The organism is Vibrio sp. V10_P2A27P122 (assembly GCF_963874335.1).
Classification (GTDB): Bacteria; Pseudomonadota; Gammaproteobacteria; order Enterobacterales; family Vibrionaceae; genus Vibrio; species Vibrio anguillarum.
On sequence record NZ_CAWNHY010000281.1, the window covers coordinates 1 to 16,905 of the forward strand.

The 16,905-nt window shown below is 41.8% G+C and carries 13 protein-coding genes and 3 pseudogenes; 3 read left to right on the forward strand and 13 right to left on the reverse strand.

The window, feature by feature from the left end:
- Nucleotides 1-88 precede the first annotated feature (88 nt).
- Nucleotides 89-979: a transcriptional activator NhaR gene (gene nhaR / locus AACQ17_RS14995; RefSeq protein WP_026027442.1), complete on the reverse strand. Its 891-nt coding sequence runs from the start codon at nucleotides 977-979 to the stop codon at nucleotides 89-91.
- Between the two features lie 371 nt (nucleotides 980-1,350).
- Between nhaR and AACQ17_RS15000 the strand changes: the two genes are divergently transcribed.
- On the forward strand, nucleotides 1,351-2,496 hold the full coding sequence (locus AACQ17_RS15000; protein WP_017047902.1) for a Na/Pi symporter: 1,146 nt from the start codon (nucleotides 1,351-1,353) through the stop codon (nucleotides 2,494-2,496).
- Nucleotides 2,497-2,600: 104 nt separating this feature from the next.
- On the opposite strand, the pseudogene AACQ17_RS15005 reads toward AACQ17_RS15000, so the two are convergent.
- Both AACQ17_RS15005 and AACQ17_RS15010 read right to left on the reverse strand, forming a co-directional pair.
- Nucleotides 2,601-2,894 (reverse strand): annotated as a pseudogene (locus tag AACQ17_RS15005) (thymidylate synthase); the annotation flags it as partial.
- A gap of 322 nt (nucleotides 2,895-3,216) precedes the next feature.
- A protein-coding gene (locus AACQ17_RS15010) for an IS3 family transposase (protein ID WP_094147325.1) occupies nucleotides 3,217-4,397 on the reverse strand; the annotation gives its coding sequence in 2 pieces (ribosomal slippage) (nucleotides 3,217-4,130 and nucleotides 4,130-4,397; 1,182 coding nt in all).
- A gap of 71 nt (nucleotides 4,398-4,468) precedes the next feature.
- On the opposite strand from AACQ17_RS15010, the pseudogene AACQ17_RS15015 reads away from it, so the two are divergent.
- Nucleotides 4,469-4,722, forward strand: a pseudogene (locus AACQ17_RS15015) (integrase core domain-containing protein); the annotation flags it as partial.
- A gap of 394 nt (nucleotides 4,723-5,116) precedes the next feature.
- Here the strand turns inward: AACQ17_RS15015 and AACQ17_RS15020 are convergent.
- From AACQ17_RS15020 to AACQ17_RS15055, 8 genes and pseudogenes are all read right to left on the reverse strand, one after another.
- Complete coding sequence (locus AACQ17_RS15020) at nucleotides 5,117-5,692, reverse strand: GTP cyclohydrolase II (RefSeq protein ID WP_094147324.1); 576 nt, start codon at nucleotides 5,690-5,692, stop codon at nucleotides 5,117-5,119.
- Between the two features lie 8 nt (nucleotides 5,693-5,700).
- The gene (locus AACQ17_RS15025; protein ID WP_094167720.1) at nucleotides 5,701-7,386 is read right to left on the reverse strand and encodes a WD40 repeat domain-containing protein; all 1,686 of its coding nucleotides are present in this window, start codon (nucleotides 7,384-7,386) and stop codon (nucleotides 5,701-5,703) included.
- A 6-nt stretch (nucleotides 7,387-7,392) separates the two neighbouring features.
- Nucleotides 7,393-8,394, reverse strand: coding sequence for a formylglycine-generating enzyme family protein (locus AACQ17_RS15030; RefSeq protein ID WP_094147504.1), 1,002 nt, complete (start codon nucleotides 8,392-8,394; stop codon nucleotides 7,393-7,395).
- A gap of 1 nt (nucleotide 8,395) precedes the next feature.
- Nucleotides 8,396-8,977: an NADPH-dependent FMN reductase gene (locus AACQ17_RS15035; RefSeq protein WP_094147505.1), complete on the reverse strand. Its 582-nt coding sequence runs from the start codon at nucleotides 8,975-8,977 to the stop codon at nucleotides 8,396-8,398.
- Nucleotides 8,978-8,979: 2 nt separating this feature from the next.
- Nucleotides 8,980-10,173: an MFS transporter gene (locus AACQ17_RS15040; RefSeq protein WP_094147506.1), complete on the reverse strand. Its 1,194-nt coding sequence runs from the start codon at nucleotides 10,171-10,173 to the stop codon at nucleotides 8,980-8,982.
- A complete protein-coding gene (locus AACQ17_RS15045) occupies nucleotides 10,163-11,980 on the reverse strand; it encodes a WD40 repeat domain-containing protein (RefSeq protein ID WP_094147507.1) in 1,818 nt (605 codons plus the stop codon). Before AACQ17_RS15045 ends, AACQ17_RS15040 begins: the two co-directional genes overlap by 11 nt.
- A 536-nt stretch (nucleotides 11,981-12,516) precedes the next feature.
- Complete coding sequence (locus tag AACQ17_RS15050; RefSeq protein WP_094147508.1) at nucleotides 12,517-13,437, reverse strand: IS5 family transposase; 921 nt, start codon at nucleotides 13,435-13,437, stop codon at nucleotides 12,517-12,519.
- 88 nt (nucleotides 13,438-13,525) lie between these two features.
- Nucleotides 13,526-13,903, reverse strand: a pseudogene (locus tag AACQ17_RS15055) (winged helix-turn-helix domain-containing protein); the annotation flags it as partial.
- 283 nt (nucleotides 13,904-14,186) lie between these two features.
- Between AACQ17_RS15055 and AACQ17_RS15060 the strand changes: the two are divergent.
- Nucleotides 14,187-15,047, forward strand: coding sequence for a thymidylate synthase (locus AACQ17_RS15060; RefSeq protein ID WP_094147509.1), 861 nt, complete (start codon nucleotides 14,187-14,189; stop codon nucleotides 15,045-15,047).
- A 29-nt stretch (nucleotides 15,048-15,076) separates the two neighbouring features.
- On the opposite strand, the gene AACQ17_RS15065 is transcribed toward AACQ17_RS15060, so the two are convergent.
- Both AACQ17_RS15065 and AACQ17_RS15070 read right to left on the reverse strand, forming a co-directional pair.
- Nucleotides 15,077-15,556, reverse strand: a complete 480-nt coding sequence (locus AACQ17_RS15065; protein WP_094147510.1) for a hypothetical protein — start codon at nucleotides 15,554-15,556, stop codon at nucleotides 15,077-15,079.
- On the reverse strand, nucleotides 15,556-16,905 hold a 1,350-nt coding region (locus tag AACQ17_RS15070; protein ID WP_094167721.1), incomplete at its 5' end, for a hypothetical protein. The genes AACQ17_RS15065 and AACQ17_RS15070, both read right to left, overlap by 1 nt.

Below are 16,905 nucleotides of genomic sequence, written 5' to 3' on the forward strand. Positions count from 1 at the left end.
GTTTAGATTAGTATTACTTGGCAAGCGATAATTAATAATATTGCTAGATAATGAGATAGTAATCTATTTATCGTTAGTAGTGAAAGCATCATACAAACAAATTATTAAAATCTGCATCGCAAACATTTTTCACTGCCGGATGTTGGATCATCCTCTCAGCAAAAATGACGTAGTACTCTTCTTTTAAATCATCAATCTGACCGATGAGTTGCAAAGGAAGATCATCACCAACTTCAGTCACATAGATTGAGGGCGCTAAAAAAATTGCATCATGATGATAACGCGCAAAAGCTTTCATCAATGCCGCATCATCAAACTCCCCCAGAATATTCGGCTTCAGGCCTTGACGGTCAAACCATTGCAATAGATTACGCCCCATCGCGGTTCGGCTTCCCGGTATCAACAACTTTCTCTGCTCTAAAATGGCTGGAAAAGAGACATTTTCAACCTTGCCTGAACAAAAAAAACTCATGTGACTCTCACCCAGTTTTTTGCTGAACAGGCCCGGGCTTTGGCTGGAATCGACGGGATAATCAGAGAGAATCATATCCAATTTGTGTTGTGAAAGTTGCTCTAACAACATTTCATGGGTCGATTCAAAACAACGCAAGTGGATACTGCTATCGGCCGGGACCGTCGTCATCAATATTTTACTGACAAGCCGTTTAGAGAGGGCATCCGCCACTCCTACATCAAACAGCAGATTAGAGCGCTGACTATAATTGACAATATCGAGCATCTCATAACTTAAGCCGAACATCCGGTCAGCATATTTAAAAACCAGTTGCCCAAGTTCTGTCGGTTCAATGCTACGACCATTACGCTTAGTAAGCTTACCATCCATGCGCTCTTCAAAAGCCTTAATTTGCCCAGTGACGGTTTGCGGAGTCAAGAAGAGTGCTTCTGCAGCTTTAGTGACCGATCCCTGCTTGCATACCATCCAGAAGTAGTAAAGATGATTGTAGTTGAGGTGAAACATGATAAGGACACTCAATTTTATCTGGTCGTTGTTTATAACAAACCCAAGCCAAATGAGCAATTAACTCGGAAAAACCGAACTTAAGAACGTTAGCTAATCTTAATACCGAGCAGTTAGAGTTCAAAAATGACAACTTCGTCATAAAATATCTAAAACTAGCGTCCCTCGCCCTCCTCCTCCACGTTGTTAAAATCGCATAACATCATGAAAATTCAATAAATAAAGAATTAAAAGTCACCGTGAAACTTGTTTTTATCAGAGTTATCAATGAGAAACACACTGTCATATAAATGAAATAATTATTCTCTACTATCTCGCTCAGATTCAACAACAGACCGAACAACACTCAAAAGGTCAATGGAGAAAAGAAAATGAACCAAGCGACAACTACTGCTGCACCCATTGCGAGTACCACTCGCTGGCTGCGTTGGGCGAACTTGGCATTCATGCTCTACCTACTGCTACTTGCAGTGGCGATGGTAGGTAGTGGATTTAAATGGGCGACAGGTGATCAAGCTAAGGTACTGTTTGAGTTTGCCTCACACCCAATAGCGGGGTTGATGATAGGGTTAGTCGCCACAGCATTGATTCAATCTTCAAGCACCGTAACCTCTATCATTGTCGGTCTTGTGGCTGGCGGATTACCTGTTGAAATGGCGATCCCAATGGTTATGGGTGCCAATATTGGCACCACAGTAACCAACACGCTTGTTAGCCTTGGACACGTTCGTTGCCAAGTCGAATTTAAACGCGCTTTTGCAAGTGCAACAATTCACGACTTCTTTAATCTTTTGGCGGTACTGATTTTCCTACCGTTAGAGATGATGTTTGGTATTTTAGAGAAAATTTCTCATTGGCTTGTGTCACCTTTGCTCTCTACTGGTGATATGAGCATGAAAGGACTCGATTTTATCAAACCTATCACGAGCCCAATTATCACGGCACTAAAAGGCCAGCTGATCACTTTTGGTGAAGTTGTAGGTGGCGTGATGTTGATTGTTCTTGGTATTGCGACCATTTTTGTGGCTATCACTGTCATGGGTAAGCTCATGAAGAGTTTGATGGTGGGTCGTGCGAAAGAGATACTCAAAGATGCCATTGGACGCGGACCGCTGCACGGTATCCTTTCAGGTTCAATCGTCACTGTATTGGTTCAATCTTCTTCAACTACCACCAGTTTAATGGTTCCGCTGGTCGGCACTGGTGTATTGAAAGTACGCGATGTTTACCCATTCACTTTAGGGGCTAATATTGGCACTTGCATTACCGCCCTACTCGCGGCAACGGCCGTTTCTGGTGAGTTTGCGGTATTTGCCTTGCAAATTGCTTTAGTCCACTTAACCTTTAATGTATTAGCCACTGTGTTGATCTATGGTGTTCCGTTTTTACGTGAACTGCCAATTAAAGGCGCAGAAATGATTGCTGAGATGGCAACAAAGAATAAAGCGGTCGTTGCGGGTTATTTACTATCGGTCTTTATCATTATGCCTGGCGGTATACTGGCACTAACGGCTTAAGTAACGAACAAACCACACGACAGATCAAAAAAAAATCCCCGAGCAACGCTTCGGGGATTTTTTACAACTAGAAAACAGTACTTTTTAATAATGCGAGAGAGCAACTAAACCGAAAACGGGTACTGGATGGCATCATGACATTGGTAGCCTTCAATCCAGAAATCATCCAAGGTAACCCAAGTTTCAAGATCTTCTAGCGTTTTAATTTCCGGGTTGATATGAAACTTCGCCATAGGTAGTGGATCACGCTTAAGTTGTACATCTGTCATCAACGCCAGTTGGTCTTCATAGATATGCGCATTGACGATCTTATGGTAGGCCACGCCCGCTTTTTTGCCGGTAATTTGCGCCATAATTGCGAGGAACACGTAGACCTGAACCATATTAAAATTCAAGCCATATAATTTTAGACCCCAACTCTATATGCACAACCTGTAGCATTTACAAGCCAATCATAGTAAAGAAGCATGCTATTATCACTGTGCATTAAGAATTATGCACACCCATGACGAAGGCTAATACATACAAATGGGGTTAACAAGCAAGGGTGTATCTGATCGGGCTGGTACACATCTCCTCTAGCATTAGTAAAAGTGCAATCGAACTTGGCTTCGGTAAACTAAGAAGGCCCAATAGTTGCAACTCACAAGTGGACAAAAGAGAGTTAGAGAACGGACTTAAAAACTTAACCTCTATATGAAATGTTCGATTCTGTAGTGGTCAACTAAAATTGGCCACGGTTTTAGAGTTTTCCCAGTACAAGCGTTCAGATTCATTGGGCGTTAACCCACCGTTATACTGATGTGGCCTGAGCTGGCTGTAATATCCAATAATGTATCGGATGATCTCTTGTTGAGCCTCTGCAAAACTACGATAACCTGCCGTTGGAACCCATTCTGTTTTCAGGCTTCTAAAGAAGCGTTCCATCGGCGCATTATCCCAGCAATTGCCTCGCCTCGATAAGCTTTGTTTAATCTGACAACGCCATAGCAACTGACGATAATAGCGACTGGTATAATGGCTACCCTGATCACTGTGGAACATGATCCCTTTGGGCCTTCCCCTAGATTCAAAAGCCATCGTTAATGCTTTTCCAGTTAGCTTGCTGTCTGGTGATAGCGACATTGCCCAACCAATCGGTTTTCGTGCAAACAGATCGATGACAACAGCCAAATACATCCAACGATTGCCAACCCATACATACGTGACATCACCAACCCAAACTTGATTCGGTTGAGTCACAGCAAATTGACGCCCTAAAAGATTGGGGATTTCAAGATGCTCTTGTTCGGCCTTTCTGTATTTATGTTTAGGTGACTGACAGCTCACTAAGCCTAGTGATTTCATTAAGTTACTTGCTCGATAACGACTAAGCGGAATGTCCTTAATATTTGTCACCATATCAGCAATCGTACGTGCACCAGCAGAACCATGACTGGCCTCATGCATTTCACTCACAATAGAGCGCAATTCTATCTGCTCAGGCGATATTCGCTTGTCTCTGTTACGCCAATACTTGTAGCTACTACGATGAACACTGAATACCTTGCATAAGGTTTTTACGCTAAAGCTCTTCCTGAGTTTCTCAATTATCGAGAATTGTTCAGTGAGTCCGACATCAAGAGAGCGGTAGCCTTTTTTAAAATATCATTGTGCTCCTCAAGGTTGGCGATTCTCTTCTTGAGTTCACGAATTTCTATTTGTTCAGGCGTAAGCGGAGAAGCCTTCTGTGGTATACCTCGTTGCTCTTGCTTAAGCTGTCGTACCCAGCGATCCATTGCTGATTTACTGACATTCATTGCTTTGGCGGCTTCGATAACCGAATAGCCGTGCTCTGTTACCAATTGTGCTGCTTCAAGTTTGAACTCTGCACTAAAAATTCGTCTTGTGCGATTTGTCATAAAGTCACCTATTTGTCTCTGAGATGTATTTTAACACCTCTATTTAGGTGGCCAAATTTACTGTACCACTACAAGCGATGTCGCCACAGACAAATGGTATCTGCGAGCGCTTCCACAAGACCATATTGAATGAGTTCTACCAAGTGACGTTCAGAAAGAAACTGTATGGCTCAATCGACGAATTGGAGAAAGATCTGGACGAATGATGGACTACTACAACAATCATCGTACTCATCAAGGAAAAATGTGCTGCGGCAGAACGCCAATAGAAACATTAGAAGATGGGAAATCAATCTGGGCTGAAAAGAATCTAGCCCAGATATAATCTGACAGGCACCGAGTCGAAAAGTGGGTAACTGTCAGATCAGGTCTGAATTAGTACAAGTTAGCTCAGCAATTTTGACTTCTGAGCTTGTACACTTCACACACACGTACTCTTGGGTTGATAAAATTTGGGAATTTAAGGGGGATTCTGAACGCCCTCGATGAATCCAGTAATCTATCTCTGCATACAACTCACCCGACCGATGATGAAACTCTTCAACCACATGCAACCATCGCTAACTAAAACGCACCCAACCCTTGGGTTTGGCATTATGGTAAACATCTTTTCTAGCCTGCTCTATAGCGGCCAACATATATTTTTGATCTTGACGCATTTTAACCCCTCCCCAAAAGAACGCCTGAGTAACACAAGAGCTATCTTTGCTATCGCGATATCAACCCAAGTCGAAATGCCCCATCTTGTGAGCCTTTGTTTTTAGATATCCTTCATTAAAAACATTTGCTTCATGAAGAGTCGGGATTCGGTCGGCCACATGGATTCCTAGCTTCTTCAACGCATTTACTTTCAAAGGGTTGTTGGTGATTAAGTCGACCTCTTTGACACCCATGAAAGTTAAAACTTCAGCAACATCATCGTAAACTCGACTATCTTGTTCCAAACCCAGTTCATTATTTGCCTCAACCGTATCTAGCCCTGACTCTTGCAACTTGTAAGCTTTAATTTTGTTTGTTAAACCAATTCCCCTACCTTCTTGCGGCAAATAGACAACCATCCCAGATCCTTCTGCAATCATTTGTAAGGCTGAATCTAGCTGCTGTGCACAATCACACTTCAATGAGCCAAAAAGCTCCGAGGTTGCGCAAGCAGAATGCATTCGCAGGGTCACTTTGCCACCAGCGACGTTGTTTGTTACAACCATTAGCTCTTCGTAGTTAGTGGTTTTGAGAATCGATAGCGACAGGACACCCCATTTTGTCGGTAAATTTGTAGATGCTTTCAGTTCGACCATAACTCCCCCTAAACTTCAACTTTGTATAAATTGCCGTCATAGGAGCTGGCGTAGAAAGCTTGCTCTAACTCACTCCAATCTAGAGAAGATATTCCCCAGTTTGTAAGCCGAGTCGGTTTATTTAACCAGCAAGCATTTTCAAGATCATATATATCTACAAATCCAGTGTAGCTTCCTGTTGCGATATATGTTCCGGAACTGTTGGACGCTATACATTTTATCGAATTCAAATGACGAGAAGGAACCTTTTGGATTAAGCCATTAATCCCCCATAACCCAAGATGAAGGTCTCTGGAGATTGTTGCAAATCCATCTCTATAAGGGGCGCAACCGTTGAGAATACCCTCATGCGCACCCTCGATACTTTTCTTGATATCAAAGTCATGAATATCTAAAATAGAAAGCTCACCGTCCGCACAACCAGAAAAAACAAAGTCACCATCAAACGAAATTCCTTTAATTGCGTTCTCATGGACTTGAACTTCTTTGATCTTGTTTAGTCTACCGCTTAATTCTTTTTCAAAGATGTACATTTTTCCCGAATAAGTCCCAACAACAAGCTTGTCTCGGACGACCACAGCACAGTTAATTGGTGAATCTGTGAAGTGTAAGTCCGATGGATGACTAACACTAAACAGTTGGCACCCTTGGCCTCCAGCGTAGATGTCACCATCAAAATCTACCACGGTATTACATAGTGAATTTACATTAGCTACCATTTGATTGTTCTTGAAGATAACACCTGAGTCACCAACAGAATAAATGTGGTCCCCAGAGACATGAACAGCATTCAAGCTTGATGACGGAGTGATTTCATAATCAGACCACTTTTCACTTTCAAGGTTAAACATCAAAAAACACGATCCGAAAGTGCCCATAACTAAAGTAGTTTCATTTAAAAAAGAAACAGATCTAGGCCATGCAATTTGTGGTAATTTTGTGCGTGAGATTGCAGATATTGTGAAATCTGACTCTATATACCAGTAAGCCAATGTTCCGTCATATGATGTACTAACAAACTTTGTTCCAGCTTTATTAACTACAATACTCTTTACTGCACTTTCGTGAGCGGCAAATGAATACTTCTGTTCATTCGACATAAGCGTAATAAATCCATCATTATCACCAAACAAACGGTCACCGTTCATCAAGTATGCTATCGCATCAACATCAGTGTTAGAGTCATCTTTGATACCTACTTGAGCACCAGTGTGAGAGCACCATGTCCTGATTGTTCCATCTGTTCCAACTGAAGTTACATGTTTGTCGTCGGCGCTCCATGCAAAACTCTCTACCAAGCCTTGATGGCCGTGCATTTCACACTGAATTTCTCCCTTGAGAGAATGAACCGACAAGGTTCCATCATAAGAACAAGCTGCAATAAACTCACTGTTGTGGCTAAATGACACATCAAGAACGTCATCTTTGTGTGTGGTGATTAAGGTGATTAATCGCATTTCTGGAATCGTCCATACACGAATTGAGTAATCACTACTTGCTGTTACTAACATTTTTCCGTCAGAGGAAAAATCGCAAGCATTCACTAAGTGGTCATGTGTAGCTTTTCCAAGGGCACTCGGATTCCCATCTAACACATCCCATAGGATCACTTGGTTGTCGTAACCACATGTAGCAACCAGCTTATTATCTAAAGTCGCTATGCCACTAATCGGTGCACTGTGTTTTAGCATCATATGTCCTTATATTGTTCTTGCTAGACGAAAGCCCATTGCAAAAATATCACGATCAAACTTAGGGAATTTTCCATGCCTTCTAGGAGTTCTTGCTAAATCTGCGAATCGAGCAAAACTACCACCTCTGGCTACTCGATATTTATCTGTGTTCTCGTTGAGGTGATCTACCTGAAGTTCGCCACCATCGTAAGGCTTGTAATTACATGCCACATACTCTTCGACATTTCCCGCCATATCGTGGACTCCAAACTGAGAAATACCGTTAGGGAAAATACCCACTGGCGTAGTTTGATAGATCTTTGTCTCAACCGTATTTGTTCGAATAGCGTCAAAGGTGTTACCCCAAGGAAACTGTGAATGATTAATACCAGATGCCGCCGCCTCCCATTCCGCCTCTGTAGGTAGTCGGTATCCAGCACCAGTCTTGCTGTTTAACCAAGAAATGTAAGCATCAATCGCTACAAGCGAAACGGTGTGAACAGGGTGGTTTGCTTTTTCGATTGGGTAGATACCAAGCGGCCAAGCAGTCGGTAGTTCAGAGAATCCTGTTTCTAACAAAAACTCTCGATATTCTTGGTTTGTAACTGGATACTTCGCAATCTCAAAAGCATCAATCTGCTGGTCATGTTGAGGCACTTCCTTCATAATCCATGCAAGCTCAACCCCAACCAACTCGTATTCTTTAGTCACCTTTTCGGCTTCTGCTTTTGAAATGCCAATTTGGTACACCCCTTTTGGAATCGTGACCATCGCAGGTTTAGCCGCAATCAGTCGTGGATCGCCATACAAACCGAGTAAGCTTGCTGCTGCGTACCGAGTTTCTAGAGGCTGAGATGCTTTGCAAAATATAGATATCAGTTCTTCATTGGTGGCAGCACGCAAATTGGAGAAGTGAACGCAGCTAGAAGCGAACCTGTTATCTACATATGATTCAGGTAGCCCCATTGCCTCTCGGTCTGTCATTTCAGTCTGACATGCTTTTGGGGAGGATATTGTCGCATCACTCATATCATGACTCCCCGAACTTAAATTTAGGGTTCATCACACGCTCATTTTCTCGTAGTGGCTTCATGCACTCTGCGTAAGCAAAAAGCATATTCGTATGATGCTCTAGTCTTTCAACACTCAAGCAATCTTCGGGAGATTTATCATCATCAATGCCACGAACAATAATATGATCTGGAATGAAACAGATGTGGTTATTTTTGTAACCTGTAGCTCGAAGTTCGTGCACAGGGTTTGTGCCACCCTTACTAGCAGAAACAGAGACTATCAAACACGGCTTATGTCCAATTTCTGCTCCACTACAAAGAAGCAAAAAATTCTTGAGGGCTGGAGGCACCATTCCTGCCCATTCTGGTGCTATCAAAACCAATGCTTCTGCGTTCTTTAGAGTGGCAGCCACATCATCCCAGAAATCCCACTGGGCTGTACCATCCCAGAAACCTTCATTCCACATTGGAATGTTCATTTCAGCCAGATCAAGAATCGTTGTTTCATGATTTGAACCAATTGATTTTTTTATATACTGCGCAATAGCAGAGCTTTTGGAACCTTCTCTGTGACTTCCAGATACGATTACGGTATTCATTATTATGCCTCCTTGCTATAAATGGCCTTAGACTTCTTAAACTCCACCATCACCATTAAGGCGACTAGAGAAATCACTAACGTGATCACGTACAAATTAAATGAGATTTCAAATTTAATAAGACTCAACAGAACAATAGATATAAGTGTCCTAAATATGTAAATTGCTGCCTGAATGATTGAGAAATACTGCCCAATTTGATGTTGAGCAACTTGCTTCATTACCACTGTGTTATATGAGACCTTGCACAACGCATTAGTTGCACCCCAAACGAAGGAAGCAACAATAACAGCTATCTCCCCACCGACCACTGTTGCCAGCAAACCAGCCCCAAGAGACAAGGCCAGTGCAAGAGCGACAATTGTATTGATTGGATAGGTTTTGGATAACTTTGGAAATGATGAAGCCCCAACCATTGCAGAAATTGTGTAAACAACACTAATCGTTGCGATGATTGAAATATCCGATAACTGAACACCGTTAAAATAAACTGGGTTTATGATGTTTGTAGCCATTACAATTAAAAATGGCGCATTCACAGCAACACCAAAGAAAATAAGAGGTTTGTAAGTTGATACTATTTTATGAACGCTCTGTTTCTCTTTCTGTATTGGCTCTACTTTGTCGCCTGTGACCTCTTTTGAGCTAAAGCATAACAACACGGCGACCGCCGCTAAAACTAACGCAACGGAACAAAAAATGATTGTTTGTGAGAAGTGTCCTTCAGTAAGGAAAGTAATAGTTATAACAGATGAAAGTAGCGAAGCTAGCTGTGTTTCAAACTCCATAAGAGAATTAACATTATTACGCTCATCTTCAGAAAAACGCTCTTGAATAAACGCCCCGCGCACATTGTAATAGAGCATGAAGAAAAGCTGAGTAAAACCGAAATAAGCCATTAGAACCAATGCCTTATAAAGACCGCTATCAATTGCAATGCCCGCTGCATAGAGAGCAACCCCCATAAAAAGCAATAGCGAAAACGTGAAGTTCCTTCGAGAGCACAAGTCGATGAACTTTCCGGCAAATGGAGAAGCAAAAGCAAGTAGAACGGTTGTGATCAGAGAAGCACTAACAAGCGCCTCTCCCGTACCATCAATGGACACGATACTCCAAGGAATAACTATCAGAGAAACACCAATAGCTACAGAAGCAACAAAATTGAAGAATACAAATATTAGGATTTTAGATGTCATCTTTGTACCAGTCTATGCTTGTAGATAGGAGTTGGTCGCAATCAATACGATATGACATAGCACAACCACTTCTTCCTAGGATGGTGAACGAATTTTCACTAGTCATCACAATGGACTTCATGTACTCCGAACCATAGAAGGTTGAGTCCAATATCTCCCCTGTAAGGGTGTCAGCCAACCACAGTCTGTTTGCATACGTTATCATAACCATATAACCGTCCCATACAACAAAGTCTTCGACAGTGTTGCTAGATGGGTCTATGAAGCGATGCGAGTGATTCCATTGCTCATTTTCAAAGTAGATCTTGTCCACTGAATCACTGTAAGTGCAATAAAGAGTGTTGTTATCCACCCACTTCATTCGCTTTGGAAGCCTTGAGAACGTTGATTCGATAATCTTTCTAGACCCTACGTCCATCAAATAGATCTGTCCCATCCTTTCGCCAAAAGCGAGAATGCTGCCTGCCGGATTTAAAGCAAGTGACCATATAGGCTCTTCGGATTGCCACAGGGTTTGAATCTGACCTGAAGAAAACATAACAACTCGACCATCCTCAAGGCACAAATAATACGTACTCGAATCAACTGAGTAACATATATCTCGAACTGGACTACCAACATCAATTACTTCCTGCCCATCAGCTCCGTTTAAAACAAAGTGACCTTTTGTAGAGCCAGCGGCAAATTCATTTTCATGGCCTATGCACAATCTCTTAAAGTAGCCACCCTTAAGATCTACATTACAAGTTTTGACGAAATGAAGGTCACCGTTAGCGTTAGGCTTTTCGATATTAATAATGGCTCCCTCTTCACCTACTGCGAGAAAAAGGCCATCAGAAAGCTTTTCACAAGACCAAATTGTAGGAGGCATTTTATGAAACTTGCGTAGAACTTCGCCTGTTGCGATATTGATTTTTTGCAAGCTTCCATTTCTTACTTGTAGCAATATTACGTCTGGCTCACTGCGATGATAATCGATCCAACGAAGCTTATATTCGGCCTCATAGCATACACCTATATTCTGAAGAGTATCGATGTCGACTTTATAGACATGTCGATCAAAGCTGGTGGCAAGAGCGTATTTTTCACCTTGCTTATAGGTCACATGCTCCAAGTCATCTCTAGTAAAAGAATCCCCTTGGGCAGTCGATAGCTTCAATGTTTCCGGATCTACTGCGACCGAGACAATCTTTCTGGCATCACACGCAATTACAAAGAAGTTTTCAGAAACCTCTTCAAACCAGTGCATAGTCTCAGCAATTCCTTCTGGAATAACGTTATCTACAACCTTATAGTCGCTAACAATAGTAATCTCGCCATGATTTCCGCCGACCATTAGATATGAACCACACTTGCTATATTTGACGGTAATAATGTCGGAATTATGTAGTCGCAAGCTGTGAGTCTGATTTCCTTCAAAATCTATAAATATAAGAGAGCTATTGCCACCTCTTGTCGCAATCTCATTTTTAGTTGGTGAAATATCCACTGCTTGAGACACACTGTGGATCGCTGGAAAATCATTAAGGCCAAGATCTCTCGTGCATGTGTACGACAATTTTTCGAGACTGGCTGGGTTGGAGTCGTATTTGAAAAGTGAGATGTGACGGTCCCCCCCAACAAGAGCCACAAGCTTCCTCTTTTCACAAATTGAGATCCCCTCTACAGCACCAAAGTGAGCCTGAATAGAGCAAACCATAGATAGATCTTGGTCTTCCAGCATTAGCAAGCGTCCATTCTTGCACGCAGCAAACACAATTCCAATTTGACTGGCATAAGCCGTGGTGTAGATGCTATCTGAGAACATACTTCGTCCTGAAATGTTAAATCAATATTGAAGTTAGCTAGGGTGCAACCACCCTAGCTAATAGGCTTACTTGTCAGCGCGAATCTTATTCCCACGGATCTTGTTACCTCGGATAGCACCTTTTTGCTCACCTTTTTGATTTGGGATGATTACTTTCATGTTTATCTCCTTTAATGAATTAAATTAAGCACTCCTTTTGAAGTGCAATCTATTTCTATGCAATCATAGATACAAAAGATACAATCTCGTTACATAAATACAATTTTGATCACACATTTAACAATTCAAGGTACCTTTTGACTTATCTTTTATTGGGATGAGAGATCTTGTGCGATAGGATGTAAGAATGTTTTAGGGAGGGGCAGTACTAAAGGTCAGTAAAATAAAGGCTTTTATTAGCTACTCAAAACGGCAATAGGCAACGGCGTTATTGACTAAATTAGTTGGATCTTCCTTAATTCTGCTACCAGATTTTTGTAGTAAATAGGCTTTGTTGCGTAATTCGATCAGAGAACCAAACTGCCTGAGATTGATTCTTATACAAAACACTGAGTTTCAGGCATACCAAGCCCTGTAAGTTTGTTCAGCGCTCTAATCATGGCGTAAGTTTCACCAACCTGAGCATTGTAGTTTCTCAGACTTAATCGCCCACCTAACAACTGCTTCACTCGATACATTGCTGTCTCTGATAGTGAGCGTTGATGATAGCCGTACCGCTTTTTCCACTTATTGTTGGAGCCGTAGAGCTTCTGGCAACCTACCGCTAAATTCCTAGGGTGACCATTCTCCCAGAAGGCTGCCCCTTCTCTTGGAGGGAGGAGTGGAACAGCTCGCTTGAACCGTATGGCATCGTAGCAATCCCTTGTGTCATAAGCGCCATCGCCAGATATCTCGATAATTCTTCGGCGTGTTTGCTTGAGCAAGTTAGGGAGGACTTCTGCATCGGTAACATTAGATAAACTCAGTTCTGCCGCGACGATTTCGTGAGTGCTGGTGTCTACCGCTAAATGCAACTTTCTCCAGACTCTACGCTTCCCGTCAGTACCATGCTTCTTGACCTTCCATTCACCTTCGCCATAAACCTTGAGACCTGTTGCATCAATAGCTAGATGCTGTATTGCACCTCTACTCTTTGGTTTAAATGAAACCTCGACTTGCTTAGCTCTTCGACTGATACAACTGTAATGTGGGCAGACTATGGGGACGTTAGCCAATGAAAAAACAGAATCGATAAACCCTTGCAGTGCTCTCAACGGCATTGAGAAAACTCGTTTCACCATAAGCGCAGTGGTAATGGCTAAGTCGCTAAACTGACGAAGTCTACCTCGTTTATCTTGTTTGCTCTGCTTCCACTGACGAATGGCTTCTTCATCAATCCAGAAAGTGAGTGAACCACGGTTGATTAAGGCTTTGTTGTACTGTTTCCAGTTCGTTGTTTTGTAGCGATGTTTCGGCATGAGACTAAGATAATTAACTTACTTAGCCGATCAGATCGCAACCTTCTGATTTAGCTCCCTCGAATTACGCAACAAAGCCCATATCTGGATTAAACTTGTGCGGCACGCCTTTCGGCTTTTTATATGAGAAGCCGTGATGATGTAGCCACTTGTTCATTCCTGCAACGATATAACGGATACCAAACTCAGCTTGTACATAAGCGACAATTTGGTGGGTATGAAAGTACGTTTTCTCAACCAGATGTTCGATAAGTTGCATTGTTTGCCCAGCAGAAAGTCGGCTTTGGCTACCACTATTTTCAGGTTTAAGTTTTTCAGAGAGAACATAATCACTGAGATGACGAGCAACAGTCGATTCTTGAATGCGAAGAGCTTGAGAAATCATCGCCTGAGTCCAACCTTCAGACGCAAGTAAAACCGCTTTGATGCGGTCACGCACTCGACCATCACGATTTGAATCGTGCATCTCTTCGAGTTGTTGTTTCTGTTAAGGAGTCAGTATTATTTTCATGGTGCGTAGAATGGTCCTGATTTTATGAGAAATCAAGCATCTTCAATGATCACGGGTATAAACAAAAACTAGGAAGGAAGCCTTCCCATAGCTTGGCCTGCATCGTCACGAGCCTTTGAGCTTAGGGATTTTGTACCCCCGTTCCCCTACCAAGTTAAATGAGACAAAAAGTCAGTTTTGATGTAAACATCGAAGGATAAAATTGATATGATCAAAGAAAAGATACTTGGTACACAACATGAAAACTAGTTACAGCCAATATGAAGATTTGTGTAAACGAATCATCTCTGATGGCACTTGGGTAGAGAACGAAAGAACTGGAAAGCGCTGCTTAACCATCATTAATGCAGATTTGGAATACGACGTTGCCGCGAATGAATTTCCTTTAGTTACAACACGCAAAGCTTTTTGGAAAAGTGCTATAGCTGAAATGCTTGGTTACTTGCGCGGGTATGACAATGCCGCTGATTTTCGCAAGCTCGGCACAAAGACATGGGATGCTAACGCAAACTTGAATGAGGCGTGGTTAAACAATCCACACCGTAAAGGTGAGGATGATATGGGTCGTGTCTATGGTGTTCAAGGTAGATCATGGTCTGGGCCAGATGGTGTTGTCATTGACCAGTATAAGAAAATCATCAATGACTTGAGGAAAGGAATTGATGATCGGGGTGAAATCCTCTCTTTCTACAATGTCGGAGAATTCCATATGGGTTGTTTGCGTCCGTGTATGTACAACCACCATTTTTCATTGCTTGGTGATACGCTATATTTGAACAGCACTCAGCGTAGCTGTGATGTCCCATTGGGCTTGGTCTTCAACCAAGTTCAAGTTGCTTGGCTGCTCCAAATTACAGCTCAAATAACTGGATTGAAGGCTGGTAAGGCGTTCCATAAAATTGTCAATGCTCACATCTATGAAGATCAACTAGAGCTAATGAAAGAGCAGGTAACACGACAACCATATGCAGCTCCAAAACTGATTATTAATCCCAAAATACAATCACTAGAAGACTTGGAAACGTGGGTTACTGTTGATGATTTTGAGGTTGTAAACTACCAACACCACGAACCAATCAAATATCCATTTGCTGTTTAGTAAGGACGGGGTAGACTTCAAGTTCAAGTTCAAGTCTCCCCACCATCATCACTAACTAAGCTCTCCAATAGCTCTATTCTTTCCTGAAGGACTTTCCGCTCTTTACTAAGTTCTTCTTTGTACCACTCTAAACTCTCATTTGTCTGGTTTAATCGTTTTCTTAGTTTATCTAATTCTCTTTCTGACTCAGAGTAGAGCGTAAACCAGTGTAAAATCTCAAGCTTTGATTGCTCGAGTAAATTCTGCAAGTTTTCTTCTTGTTGTTTTTTGCTAACTTTGTCGCGATTTAAGTCTACTTTTCGCTTCCGTCTAATACTCTCAAGTTCTTGACTGACCCACCCCCTAGAGCCATTTTCTGCGAAAGAGTTACGATGCATTTGAGTCAGTTCGGCAAGTTGATTTTTAGTCGCAGCTAACTTCTTATCCCTACTTATAGCATCCAGCGCAGCCCATATTTTATTCGTATTTTCTTCATACAGTGCTTGATTCTTTTCATCATATTCAGCCATCAGATCAACGCCTCACCTAAATACTCTAATACTCTTTTCGACTCTTCTATCGCCTCAATTATTTGATCCTGCCTGTCTTCGTATCCCGCAGCACCAACCAGTTTTATATTATCAAGGTATATTTCGCGCCACTTTGGAGCATTTGCTTTTCCCACTATAGCATTGCGACAGCGTACTGGGTTGCACCTTAAACCGCCTATACATGGCAAGGTATCATCAAAATCTTCTACTCCACCAAAGCAGTAACCACTACCCACATTAATGATCGCTATACCTTGATCAACCATTGCTTCGTATATTTCTTCTTCTGAATATCCAGCTTCCATGCAGCCATTGAAAAACTTTTTTATATTTGAGAGGTGTTCATCTGCTTTTCCTCCCATGTATTTACCATTCGGATCAAAATTGGCTTTAACTGCTTCTAATTCAGCAACATGCCTCAAGTCGAACGATTTAGACTTACCACTGACGCTTGTCAACTGATTAGCTATACCGCCATACCCAATTGTTGTTTGACTAACTTTACCTTTACGTGAAAGCTCATCTGTTGCTGAAACTATGTGTTTTAGCTGGTAAGAAATAACAGGTAAACCGACATCTGCTCTAAACATTTGATGCGCTAAACTGTGCCTAAATACATAGCCGTTGAGCTTAGTGGGAATATCTTTGTCAGATAGCCCCGTTAACACCAAGAAGGCACTTTTAATAGTGTGAGCGAGGTTTGGCATTGGGGTATTTATATCATTTGGCTTTAAGGTATCAACGTTTGCAAATACATATGTGTTTTGAAAAACTTTACCGCCTATCAATTCAACCACTTTTAGTGCATCAATCATGATTGGTACTGCTACCCAGCGGTCGTTAAATAAATTCCATCTGTTATCTCGCCCCTTATGTTCTTCCGATACAATGGTGTTGTCTTTTAAGTCTAGGCAGCTATCAATCGCTAAATCTGAATACACATTTGGTCTTGCTCCCATCAGACTTCCGATGACCCATAAAGCAGAGTAAAAAGCTTTATTAATTGCAATTCGAAGAGGTTCACTAGAACCAATTTTTTTCCTAAATTTCTCCACGACCATTGCATTCGTCGGTGGAAAATTAGAATTAAATATCACTATTTCATTCTCAGGGAAAACTTCGTTGATATAACCTATTGTATATCCTTTATTGCTCAAACGATAAGCGCCATAGTTCTCAAAGTCTTGCTTTGAATATAAAAACTCAGTGTACCTTGAAGCTAGTGTTTGGTAATGCTTATCCATAACAGGATCATTTACGTTTTCGTCAACCGCCTTTAAAAAACTCACAACATTAAATGAAGCCATCTTTAGAGCCAAGTCAAAATT

Excerpts from the sequence above, each read along its gene's own strand:
- nhaR (WP_026027442.1), bottom strand. The coding sequence starts at position 979 with ATGTTTCACCTCAACTACAATCATCTTTACTACTTCTGGATGGTATGC.
- AACQ17_RS15000 (WP_017047902.1), top strand. The coding sequence starts at position 1,351 with ATGAACCAAGCGACAACTACTGCTGCACCCATTGCGAGTACCACTCGC.
- AACQ17_RS15020 (WP_094147324.1), bottom strand. The coding sequence starts at position 5,692 with ATGGTCGAACTGAAAGCATCTACAAATTTACCGACAAAATGGGGTGTC.
- AACQ17_RS15025 (WP_094167720.1), bottom strand. The coding sequence starts at position 7,386 with ATGATGCTAAAACACAGTGCACCGATTAGTGGCATAGCGACTTTAGAT.
- AACQ17_RS15030 (WP_094147504.1), bottom strand. The coding sequence starts at position 8,394 with ATGAGTGATGCGACAATATCCTCCCCAAAAGCATGTCAGACTGAAATG.
- AACQ17_RS15035 (WP_094147505.1), bottom strand. The coding sequence starts at position 8,977 with ATGAATACCGTAATCGTATCTGGAAGTCACAGAGAAGGTTCCAAAAGC.
- AACQ17_RS15040 (WP_094147506.1), bottom strand. The coding sequence starts at position 10,173 with ATGACATCTAAAATCCTAATATTTGTATTCTTCAATTTTGTTGCTTCT.
- AACQ17_RS15045 (WP_094147507.1), bottom strand. The coding sequence starts at position 11,980 with ATGTTCTCAGATAGCATCTACACCACGGCTTATGCCAGTCAAATTGGA.
- AACQ17_RS15050 (WP_094147508.1), bottom strand. The coding sequence starts at position 13,437 with ATGCCGAAACATCGCTACAAAACAACGAACTGGAAACAGTACAACAAA.
- AACQ17_RS15060 (WP_094147509.1), top strand. The coding sequence starts at position 14,187 with ATGAAAACTAGTTACAGCCAATATGAAGATTTGTGTAAACGAATCATC.
- AACQ17_RS15065 (WP_094147510.1), bottom strand. The coding sequence starts at position 15,556 with ATGGCTGAATATGATGAAAAGAATCAAGCACTGTATGAAGAAAATACG.